Origin of the sequence: Flavobacterium aquariorum (assembly GCF_003254745.1) — a bacterium.
GTDB lineage: Bacteria > Bacteroidota > Bacteroidia > Flavobacteriales > Flavobacteriaceae > Flavobacterium > Flavobacterium aquariorum.
In genome coordinates this window covers 24,147-36,590 of sequence record NZ_QKXH01000004.1, presented here as the reverse complement: position 1 = coordinate 36,590, position 12,444 = coordinate 24,147, and the positions used below count along the sequence as shown (strand labels likewise).

Sequence of the window (12,444 nt, the reverse complement as noted above, 5' to 3'; positions counted from 1 at the left end):
TTTAAAAGTTAAGTTGCAAACCAAAAAGTATAGTCTTGCTCAATGGATATGATTTATAATCAATGCCTCTTCCTCCCAATGCATCTGCAGATACATCTGGATTATAACCAGAATATTTAGTAAAAGTATAAAGGTTATCTCCTGCAAAATAAATTCTACATTTATCAACAGACACCTGTTTGGTTATGCTGTTTGGTATTGTATACCCAACTTGAACAGTTTTGATTCTAAGATAGGAACCATCTTCAAGAAAACGATCAGAATAATCCGCTCCGTTATTATTTTTGTCATCAATATCTAATCTTGGGAAATTTGAATTTGGATTAAAAGTATATGAATCTAATGTTGCAGCAGAATAGTTAATGTTAGATCTTACCGTTTGAAGATCTGTATTGTTTCCATTATAAATCTTATTTCCTTCTACTCCTTGTAAAGCTATCGTACAATCGATTCCTTTCCAATCACCTTGTAATCTCAATCCGTATTCAAACTTAGGGAAAGCACTTCCTTTATATTGTCTATCTTCTCCATTAATTTCTCCATCTCCATTATAATCTATATATCTAATATCTCCTACTTGTGCATTTGGTTGAATCAGTGTTCCGTTTTTACTGTGTGCATCAATTTCAGCTTGAGATCTAAACAATCCATCTGTATCAACTAGAAAAAATGAATAAATTGGGTAACCAACTTTGCTGTATGTTACTGGGGCACCGTGAAATGAACCACCAGATCCTTCTAATACTTGGCTTCCTGTGCTAAGTTCGTCAACATTGTTTTTGATACTTGAAAAATTACCAGTTACATTGAAATTAAAATCTCCAATTTTTTCATTATAAGTTAAACTCATTTCATATCCTTTATTAGTTACATTTCCTGCATTTGTATAAGGATTGTTATTTGATCCAACAGACAATGGAATTGGCACTCTTAAAAGTAAATCAGAAGTTTGTTTATTAAAATAGTCAAAAGTATATTGCAGTTTTCCATTCCATAAATCAAGATCTAAACCAAAATCGGCAGTTTCTGTAGACTCCCATTTTAAACCAACTCCTGGAGAATCTGTTTGAATATTTCCACTCCACAAAGTATTTGGCTCTCCTACTCCATAACTTATCCCAGAAGTAATTAATCCTAAATATTGGTAATCTCCAATTTCTTGATTTCCTAATACCCCATAGCTAGCACGTAATTTCAAATCTGTAATTGGAGTCTTTAAATTAGTAAAAAATGTCTCTTTACCTATACCCCATGCAGCAGAAACAGAAGGGAAATTACCCCATTTATTGTCCGGACTAAATCTAGACGATCCATCACGTCTAATAGTAGCAGACAAAGTGTATTTACTATCATAAGAATATATCACACGCCCTAAATATGAAACCAAATTGTTCTCCAAATTATAACCCGTTACTGCTGGCTGTACAGCTCCAGCAAGCACATAAATATTATCAGGAATTCCACTAACAGAACTTACAACTGATTTGAAACCATTATTATAAATTGTATAACCAGCCAAAGCATTCACATAGCTCTTACCAAAAGATTTTGTATAATTCAATGTATTTTCTACCTGAGTGTATAGATTAAATTCATCTGTATGAGACAAATCATTATCTAAATTTTTAAAGAATCCACCCACCTCATAACGTGGAGTATAATTATCTCTTTTGTATTCAGATACAGTTGCCCCAACATTTAATTTATATTTAAAATCTTTGAAAAAACTAGCTTCAACATATGTATTTAATAAAGCTTGGTAAGTATCACTTGTTACATCAAAAAGATTTAATGCCGCTACTGGATTAAAAATATCAGTCACAGAACCAGAGGCTCCACCGTATCCACCTATAGCATTTTCATCATAAATGGCAAAACCAGGAATCATTGTAATGGCAGATCCTAGAACATTCCTTCCTTGTCCTGGTACACCTGGCAATTCTTTTCTTTTTTCTTTGGTTAACAAAATTGTTTCGCCGATTTTAAATATCCCTTTTTTATAATCTGATTTCACTCTCATGTTGAAACGGTCGTAATTTGTTTCTTTAATTACACCCTCTTGATTATAATAATTTAAAGACATACTGTATTTTAAATTATCCGATCCCCCCAGAAAACCTAACGAGTAATTTTGAGTAGGTGCAGTTCTAAAAATTTCATCTTGGTAGTTAACTCCAGCTCCACCCACTTCAGGATTAAGAGCAATATCCAATGGTGCTTTTCCAGCTGCAGCATATGCCGCATTACTTACTTTTGCCCATTGTTCTTGATTCAATAAATCTAATTGTTTTGTCACACTGGCAACCCCACCAAATACATCTAAAGTAACTTTTATATCCCCTTTTTTTCCATTCTTAGTTGTAATAATAACTACACCATTTGCAGCTCTAGAACCATAAATTGCAGCAGCGGCGGCATCTTTCAAAACTTCAATTGATTCAATATCATTTGGACTCAAGCTATTCATAGATGCAACTTGAATATCATCTACCAAAATCAAAGGAGTGTTATTATTTAATGAACCTGCTCCTCTAATCTGAATTCTAGTTCCAGAACCTGGACCACCTCCTGCAGATTCTACAGAAACACCTGCAACCTTACCTTGAATTGCACTACCTAAGTTGGTATTACTTTGAGCATCCAGTTGTTTAGCTTTCAAACTAGCTATTGCGCCAGTAGCACTGGTTTTTTTTACGCTACCATAACCTATAACAACTACTTCGTTCAAAGCATTGCTTTCTTCTTTCAATGAAACATCAATAACATCTCTACCGTTTATAGCTTCTTCAATGGTAGAATATCCAACGTATGTAAAAACCAATATACCTTTTGGATCCGTTACATTTAATTTATAAGTTCCATCAAAATCTGTAACAGTTCCATTCGTGGTTCCTTTGACAGAAACCGTAACACCCACAATTTTTTGATCGCTTTTACTGTCTTTAACTGTTCCTGTAATAGTATTCTGAGCTTGCATTCCAATACACGACATCAAAATGAAAATCGACAGTCCGAGTTTAGACGTAATGAAAGATCTTAAATTTTTCATTCTATTAACATTCTTTTTCTTTTTCATAAATTCATAGTTTTAAAATAGTTTGGTTATTAAATTGAGTTTAGTTTTGAAAAATTAAAAACATATTAAATATTTCGATTTTGGCAACCAAAATCCAATTATTTATAAAAATTATCAATTAAAATTATTATATTACTTTTTTTATCTTAATTAATTAATTAATGTTTAATGCAAACTTACATGGATAAAACAATTGTACATACCAGTACCTACCAGTTTTTTATATATTTGCATAAAAACCAACCTCAGCCATGAAAATTATTTCGATCCAAAACAACCTTGGAATTCCAAAATACAAACAGATAATTCAATCGATTGAAAAAGCAATAGAGGAAGAAAAACTTACAAAAGGTGATCGCCTTCCATCGGTGAATAAAGTTTGTTTAGCCTTTTCATTATCGCGCGATACGGTCCTATTAGGATATGATGATCTCAAAAAAAGAGGAATTATTTATGCCATCCCAGGCAAAGGATATTATGTGAAAAGTGTTGAAATCACTATAAAACAGAAAATATTTTTGCTATTTGATGAGCTTAATATTTTCAAAGAAGACATCTATAATTCATTTTTAAAAAATATTGGAAAAAATGTACAGGTTGATATTTTCTTCCACCATTTTAATGTACAAGTTTTTCAAAAATTGATAAATGACAGTAATGGAAATTATACCAAATACATCATTATGCCGACCAACTTAATCGATGTAGCTACAACTATAAAAACCCTACCAGTAAATGATGTTATTATCCTCGATCAAACGAATGACGAACTAAAATCATTCCCCGCAATTTATCAAAATCACAAAAAAGACATCTTTGAGGGGCTCTATAAAGGAAGAACAAGATTAAACAAGTATAAAAAATTTATTATGATTTTCCCCGGCTTTAGAGAGCCTTTGGGAATGAAAATTGGGTTTGAAAACTTTTGTTTAGAATACACTATCGACTACGAAATCATCAACGAATTCACGGACAATGAAATAACCATTGGTGGCGTTTACATCATCCCAAATGATAGAGATTTGGTTAGCGTAATAGAGAAAGCCCGAGAACAAAACTTAAAATTAGGAACTGATTTTGGAATCATTTCCTATAATGAAACCCCATTAAAAAAAGTCGTTTCTAATGGAATTACTACTATTTCAACCGATTTTACTACCATGGGAAAACTACTGGCCCAGATGGTTCTTACCGGAAAAAAAGAACAAATCGAGAACAAAAGTGCCTTGATTATTAGAAACTCATTGTAAAAAACTACCCAAATACCTTTACAATTTTAAAATAAGAAGGCTAGCCATAACCTTCTTATTCTGAACCAAAACTTAAACTCAAATCATATGAAATTTAAGCTTTTTAAATAATTTTTCACTTTCAATTTACTTTATTTATACCCAAAAGATATGCTTCGGGTATAAATATGTAAAAACAAATTTTCACATTTCCCTATCAAATGACATTTCAGAGATTCATATAATTTTAAAATTGTCCAACTAACCAAAGACATTTACAAAGCCGATAACAACAAACCGCTGTAGTATTGTATTTTATAGACATAAAATAAGGCTTAATTTGAAAACCTCAAAAGGGGTAAATTCGAAAAAAAAGGGTCAAATTCGTAATTTCATGTTTTAAAAAAAATGAATGTGACTATCATTTATGGTTAAAAAATGATTTATACCACCAAAAATGATTAAAAGCAACTGTTTTTTCATTGAAAAAATAATTTAAAGGCAAGAGTTAAAAAATGCTATTTTCTTTTTTGTTATTGTAAAACAAATTTAGTTATATTTGCAAATGTATTTTTTACACTTATTATTTTATTCTTCGTTAAAGTCTCAAAAATAGCCTGTTATTTAAAGAGACAAATCGACATCAGAACAAAATATTAAACCTTAATTATTCGATTTAAGATTTCAACCTGATTAAAATCAATCTGTATTTAAATCAAAAAAAACGTTTCTAAGTTAGAATTAGAAAAAAGAAAATATTCCTTTTAAAATGATTTACAAAAATCTGAAAAAGCAGCAATATCAATAACACTATTACAACCAAATAAAAAAATTATGAACCACAAAATGGACCAACTAGCCGCCGACAACATAAGAGCACTGGCTATTTCTATGGTAGAAAAAGCAAATTCAGGACACCCCGGAGGTGCCATGGGAGGAGCCGATTTTATGCATATTTTATACACTGAATATTTAAATTTTGATCCAACCCAAATGGATTGGCCTTTTAGAGACCGATTTTTTATGGATGCGGGGCACTTGTCGGCTTTGATGTACGCACAATATTATTTATTAGGAAACTATAAAAAAGAAGATCTACAGCAATTTAGACAATGGGGCTCTGTAACGCCTGGCCACCCTGAAGTTGATGTTCTAAGAGGAATCGAAAACACTTCGGGACCACTGGGACAAGGACATGCAATGGGTGTTGGTGCAGCCATCGCAGCCAAGTTTCTTGGAGCTAGATTCAAAGGCCTTTTCGACCACAAAATATATGGTTTCATCACTGATGGCGGGGTTCAGGAAGAGATTTCACAGGGAGCTGGAAGAATCGCCGGCCACTTGGGATTGAACAACTTTATAATGTTCTATGATTCGAATGATGTACAGCTTTCTTCGATGACCGATGAAGTGACTTCTGAAGATACCGCTATGAAATACAAATCTTGGGGATGGAACGTAATCACGATAAATGGACATGACCATTCGGAAATCCGCAAAGCATTGGATTCAGCGAACCAAGAAACCGAAAGACCGACCTTAATCATTGGAAAAACGATTATGGGGAAAGGCTGCGTTACTGCCGATGGTTCCATGTATGAAGGTGAGTGTGAATTGCACGGAAAACCAATTGGTGACACCAAAGCCGATTACATAAAAACATTGCTGAACCTCAACGCCAATCCAGAAGATCCTTTTGCAATTTATGAAGAAGTAGCTAAACATTACACCAGTGTTTTAGCAAAAAAAACAGAAAAAGCTTCTTCGAGAAAACAGCAAATTGCGAAATGGGAAAATGAAAATCCTGTGTTGGCAAAAAAAATGCAATTGTTTTTATCTGGCGAATTACCCGAATTGGATTTAAGCAGTGTAGCACAAAAACCTAATGCCGCAACTAGAGATGCTTCCTCCGCAGTACTCGCCTATTTGGCTGAAAACGTAGAGAACATCATTGTTTCCTCGGCAGATTTATCCAACAGTGACAAAACTGATGGCTTCTTGAAAAAATCATCTGTGTTGCAAAAAAATAATTTCAACGGTGCCTTTTTACAGGCTGGAGTTGCCGAATTGACCATGACTTCCATCGCCAACGGTATTGCTTTGCATGGTGGAGTAATTCCGGTAGTTGCGACTTTCTTTGTATTCTCGGATTACATGAAACCTGCAATTCGATTGGCCGCGATTCAAGAACTTCCGGTAAAATATGTTCTAACGCACGACTCGTTCCGAGTGGGAGAAGACGGACCAACGCACCAGCCAATCGAGCAGGAAGCACAAATGCGTTTATTGGAAAAAGTTAAAAACCATTCTGGACATCAAAGCCTTTTGGCATTGCGCCCTGCCGATGCCATAGAAACTTCCGTGGCTTGGGATATGGCTTTAAAAAACACCAAAACGCCAACCGCTTTAATTCTTTCGAGACAAAATATAAAAGATATTCCAGCTAGTTATACTTCAAGATATGAAGAAGCAACGGAGGCTAAAAAAGGTGGCTATTTGGTAAAAAAAACACAAAACCCAGACATCACTTTAATCGCAAACGGATCGGAAGTTTCGACACTTATTGATGCTGCAGTGATTTTGGAAAAAGACCATAATCTAAAAATAAACATCGCTTCCATTATTTCCGAAGGTTTGTTTAAATCGCAGTCCAAAACATATCAAGAAAGCATTATTCCAAAAGAAAAACTAGTTTTTGGACTTACCGCCGGACTTCCCGTAAACCTTGAAGGACTGATTGGTGATAGTGGAAAAATAATAGGACTTGATCATTTTGGCTATTCGGCACCAGCAAGTGTTTTGGACGAAAAGTTTGGATTTACAAGCCAACACGTTTGCGCGGAAATACTAAAATATATTGAGGATAGTAAAATAGAGACTAAGACGCTAAGTAACTAAGAAGTTAAGAAAAAACTTTAAATCATAGTAATACAGCGTCTCAAAAAAATATTTAAAAAAAACTCAGAATCTTAGCCCCTTAGAAACTAAGATTCTCAAAAAAACATACACATGAAATTTTTTATCGATACAGCAAATTTAAAAGACATCAAAGAAGCCAATGATTTAGGAATCTTGAACGGAGTAACAACAAACCCTTCACTAATGGCGAAAGAAGGAATCACGGGAGCCGATAATATCATTGCACATTATGTAAAAATATGTGAATTGGTGGATGGCGACGTAAGTGCCGAAGTTATTTCTACTGATTTTGCAGGAATGATTGTCGAAGGAGAAAAATTAGCAGCATTGCATCCTCAAATCGTGGTAAAAATTCCGATGATTAAGGATGGTATAAAAGCCATTAAATATTTTTCGAACAAAGGAATCAGAACCAACTGTACTTTAGTATTTTCAGCTGGTCAGGCATTACTTGCCGCCAAAGCTGGAGCAACATATGTATCCCCTTTCATCGGAAGATTGGATGACATTTCAACCGATGGATTATCACTTATTGAAGACATCAAATTGATTTATGACAATTATGGCTACGAAACCCAGATTCTGGCAGCTTCAGTTCGTCACGTCATGCATATTATAAATTGTGCCAAAATTGGTGCTGATGTTATTACGGGTCCATTAAGCGCTATTGAAGGTTTGTTGAAACACCCACTTACCGATAGTGGATTGGCAACTTTCCTGGCTGATTACCAAAAAGGAAATAGCTAGAGTTTAAATTTAGACAGTTCATTTTAGTCCAATAAAAAAAGGAAGCTTCTGCAATAGAAGCTTCCTTTTTTATTAGCCTTAAAATCAAATATGCTTAGCTGTTTAAAAATTTAAAGCAAAATGATTCAAGAGTTTAGCGTCATATTTTTCTTTGTCAAACGTATAGAGATAGGACCCTTTTCTGGAAGAAGTCATGTCTTTCTCATCTAATTTTATCAAAATATCCAACGAATTGATTTTACTGATAAAATTTCTTTTGTCGATTTGTTTGTCCAAAATGGATTCATACAGTTTAAGTAACTGACTCATTTTAAATTTTTCGGGTAGAAGCTCAAATCCAACAGGTCGCATTGATGTTCTGTAACGCAATCTTCTTATTGCATGAGACAACATATTGTCGTGGTCAAAAATCAACTTTGGCACTTCAGAAACGCTAAACCATTTTGCATGGTAGTTCTGAATCAATTCGGCATTATGATTTTCAATATTAATCAGTGCATAATAAGCTACTGATACGGTTCTTTCTACCGGGTCACGGTCAATTTCGCTATAGGTATAGAGTTGCTCCATATAGATATCCTGCAAACCGGTATAGGTATTCAACACCCTAATGGCAGCATCATCCAATACCTCCTCTTTTTTAAGAAATCCACCCATTAAAGACCATTTTCCTTTTTCTGGTTCAAAATCCCTTTTAATCAAAAGAATTTTCAAACCATCCTCATCAAAGCCGAAAATGATACAATCTACCGCTAGAAGAACTTTGTCGGCTGTACTATAACTATTTAGCATTTTCTATATATTTTGACGTAAATATAAGAACTTCCTTAAAACTACCAAATTTTATTAATGTTGTTTTTACACTAATGAAATTAAAACACAAAAATAAATTTAAGTACCTGATTTACTAAATTATGCATTCTTTTGAGTAATTCTAACTGTTCCCTTTTATCCTTATTAAAAGCTAAAAACACGTATCTAAAGACAATATTTCGACTTACTTTTCAATATAAATACTATAATTAAGTGTTAAAATTACATTTAAAGACGTTTTTTTTGCTTTTTAGAGACCAAAAAACAATCAGAAAAAGGGACAAAAAACAAAAAAAATCGACTTTAATATGGTTTTTTTGTATTCTAAATCTTTCTTTTTTTGATCAAAAACTGAATATTCATAAAAAAGATTTAAAATTTATTCATAAATAAAAAATATCATTAACTACTTGATTTTTAGTTAATTATAATCAACGAAAACGTTTTTCGTAAATATAAAATACACAAATGCTTACGTTTATCAGCATATTTTAGGATATCCGTTTTTTTTAGCGACTTTTTTTATCAGATTAATTTGTTTTTATGCTTTTTTTTTATTTAAATTTACAAATGTAAAAACTACACTTATAATTAACCAAAATGCAATCAATATGACAACAAACCACAGATTATTTTTTTATTGCAATTTTTTATTGCCGAAAAAAGAATGGCTAATAACATTATTCATGATGCTCCTTAGTGTTTATACTGTATCAGCTCAACAAGCCAATACTGTGACAGGGAAAATCTCTTCCGAGAAAGACAAAATGCCTCTTTCTGGAGTAAATATTTTAGTTAAAGGAACTTCTATAGCTACTTCTACAGGATTTGATGGCGATTATTCTATCAATGCAAAACCAACCGATGTTTTAATTTTTTCATACATAGGGTATGAAACTAAAGAATTAGCTATTGACAACCGTTCACAAATAAATTATGTCTTAAAAGACGACACTAACAAATTGAACGAGATAGTAGTTATTGGATATGGAACACAGAAAAAGGCCGATTTATCTGGAGCAGTAAGCGTCGTTAGCTTAAAAGAAGCAAAAACCATTGTTACTTACGATCCTGCAAAAATGTTGCAAGGACAAGTAGCAGGTGTAACCGTACAATCATCTGGCGAACCAGGAGGTTTTGTTAATATCAAAATTAGAGGTATATCTTCTTTTGCCAATACTAACCCTCTATTTATTATAGATGGAATGATTGTAGATAATCCATATGATTTTGCGCCAGGTGATGTTGAATCAATGCAGGTATTGAAAGATGGAGCTTCTGCAGCCATTTATGGAGTACGTGGTGCCAATGGAGTAGTTATCATTACAACCAAAAAGGGAAAACAAGGAAAAATGAGCGTTGGTTTTAAATCTATCACAGGGTTCCAAACCGTACCAAAAAAATGGTCAGTAACAGACAGAGTAGGTTACCAAACCATAACTAGTGCAGCTGAGAAAAATGCTGGATTAACAGTTGCTCCTGGAAATGATCCAACTAATGCTCTTTATATTAATAACGTGAATACCAATTGGCAAAATGAAGCTTTTGACACTGGTATTATACAAAATCAAGCAGTAACACTTAGCGGTGGATCTGATGGTTTAGCCTATAACATGAATTTAGATTACTTTAAAAATAGTAGTTATGTGAAATCTCCACAAGATTATGAAAGATACACTATGAATCTGAATTTATCAGGAAAAAAAGGAAAATTCACGTATGGCTCTAAAATAGCTTATACACAGTCTGGCAAAGAAAAATTTAACAGTTATGTTGGAGAATCGGCTATTTCCAGTTTATTGACTGCAATTCCTACAATGCCTGTATACGATGAGAATAGATTAGGCGGATATGGCGGAACAGACAATTTAACGCAAAGAGCTATATCGATGAACGTTATCGGTTTCAACAACTTACTTGAAAACAAAGACAGAAGAAACCGTTTCATTGGAGACATCTGGGGACAGCTTGAAATCGTTAAAGGATTAAAATATAAAATTGATGCTAGCTACGACAGAACAGATACTCAAAACAGATTGTTTATACCTCCAAGTGATTTAGGATGGTATTACATTACAACTAATGATGAAGCTTCACTAGATATAGCAAATGCGAACCAAACAAACACATTCCTAAATAACATATTGACATATGAAAAAACGTTAGGTAAACATAAATTTGACGTTTTGGGTGGATGGATTCAAGAGAGAAAAGACTTTTACAACCATTGGTCAAAAGGTGTAGGCTATACTCCAGGAGAAATTAGTAAACTTCAATATGCTGACGATATCAGCGGTGGAGAATTTGAAAACACCATTACAGGTATATCTTATATCAGTAGAATTAATTATTCTTTTGACGATCGTTATTTATTTCAAGCAAACTTCAGACAAGATAAATCATCTCTTTTCGGGGAAAACTACAACAAAGTTAATTCCTACTCATTTTCGGGAGCTTGGAAAATTAGCAACGAAAAATTCCTTGACTTGCCAGAATATGTAAGTAATATTAAGTTAAGAGGAAGCTGGGGACGTTTAGGAAATAATCCAATCCCTGCTTATTCATTTGCTACAACAGTAAATCGTTTTGCCGGTTATGATTTTAATAACACTTTGGCCAATGGTACAACAGTAGTAAGCGCATTAGACCCAAATTTACGTTGGGAAACATCTGAAACTAGCGACATTGCACTTGAACTTGGTTTCTTTAACAATGATTTACAATTTACAGCAGAATATTTTAATAAAAAATCGGATGATCTTTTAGTTAATGTTCCATTACCTTATTCTACTGGTGCATTTCCAGCCCAAATTTTAACAAATGGTGCTGCTATGAACAACAGTGGTTATGAATTTTCAGTAGCATATAACAATTCTCATAATGAATTTAAATATAATATTAGTGCCAACGTTGGGACTTTAAAAAATGAAGTAACCAAAATTGGAGTTAATGGAAATCCAATCTATGGTGCCGCTTCTAAAACAGAAGTAGGCAGAGCTGCTGGTGAGATTTATGCATACCAAACAGACGGAATTTTCCAAAATGCTGCTGAAATCGCTGCTGCTCCGACACAAACAAATGCAGGCATTGGAGACCTTCGTTTCAAAGACATAAACGGTGACGGTAAAATTACCGACCAAGACAGAACTTTCCAAGGATCAGCAATTCCTACATACAGTTTTGGTGCTAATTTTGGTGCTTCTTACAAAAACTTTGATTTCACAATGGTATGGCAAGGTGCTGGTGGTAATAAAGTATTCAATGCTATGTACCGTGATTTAATGGTTGGACAATATGGCAATCACAGTACAGATGAACTTAATTATTGGACTCCAACAAATACAAATACTGATGTTCCTCGTCCTATCATTGGAGATCCAAACGGTAACAGCAGAGACTCTAATCGTTTCATCGAAAAAGGAGATTATGTAAGATTACAAACAATGGAAATTGGATATCAAATCCCTGTACCTACATCCTTTTTTATCGAAAAAGCTAAAGTATATATTAATGGCCAAAACCTTTGGACTATAACAAAATACAAAGGATACGACCCGGATTTTAATAGTAATGATGGATTGTTCTCAAGAGGATATGATGCGGGTTCTTTCCCAAATCCTAGAACTATTTCGTTGGGACTTGACGTGAAATTTTAAAATT

General features: G+C 33.6%; 6 protein-coding genes. 4 read left to right on the top strand and 2 right to left on the bottom strand.

Going from position 1 to position 12,444, the window contains the following annotated elements:
* Position 1: 1 nt before the first annotated feature.
* Complete coding sequence (locus DOS84_RS07520; protein ID WP_243636335.1) at positions 2-3,076, bottom strand: SusC/RagA family TonB-linked outer membrane protein; 3,075 nt, start codon at positions 3,074-3,076, stop codon at positions 2-4.
* A gap of 251 nt (positions 3,077-3,327) precedes the next feature.
* On the opposite strand from DOS84_RS07520, the gene DOS84_RS07515 reads away from it, so the two are divergent.
* The 3 genes from DOS84_RS07515 (at position 3,328) to fsa (ending at position 7,971) form a co-directional block, all read left to right on the top strand.
* Positions 3,328-4,326, top strand: coding sequence for a GntR family transcriptional regulator (locus DOS84_RS07515; protein WP_111409520.1), 999 nt, complete (start codon positions 3,328-3,330; stop codon positions 4,324-4,326).
* Between the two features lie 813 nt (positions 4,327-5,139).
* Positions 5,140-7,203, top strand: a complete 2,064-nt coding sequence (locus DOS84_RS07510) for a transketolase family protein (RefSeq protein ID WP_111409519.1) — start codon at positions 5,140-5,142, stop codon at positions 7,201-7,203.
* Positions 7,204-7,314: 111 nt separating this feature from the next.
* A complete protein-coding gene (gene fsa, locus DOS84_RS07505; RefSeq protein WP_111409518.1) occupies positions 7,315-7,971 on the top strand; it encodes a fructose-6-phosphate aldolase in 657 nt (218 codons plus the stop codon).
* A gap of 102 nt (positions 7,972-8,073) precedes the next feature.
* Here the strand turns inward: fsa and DOS84_RS07500 are convergent, their stop codons facing one another.
* The gene (locus tag DOS84_RS07500) at positions 8,074-8,763 is read right to left on the bottom strand and encodes an NUDIX hydrolase (RefSeq protein WP_111409517.1); all 690 of its coding nucleotides are present in this window, start codon (positions 8,761-8,763) and stop codon (positions 8,074-8,076) included.
* A 707-nt stretch (positions 8,764-9,470) separates the two neighbouring features.
* On the opposite strand from DOS84_RS07500, the gene DOS84_RS07495 reads away from it, so the two are divergent.
* The gene (locus tag DOS84_RS07495) at positions 9,471-12,440 is read left to right on the top strand and encodes a SusC/RagA family TonB-linked outer membrane protein (protein ID WP_165830411.1); all 2,970 of its coding nucleotides are present in this window, start codon (positions 9,471-9,473) and stop codon (positions 12,438-12,440) included.
* The last annotated feature ends 4 nt before the right edge of the window (positions 12,441-12,444 follow it).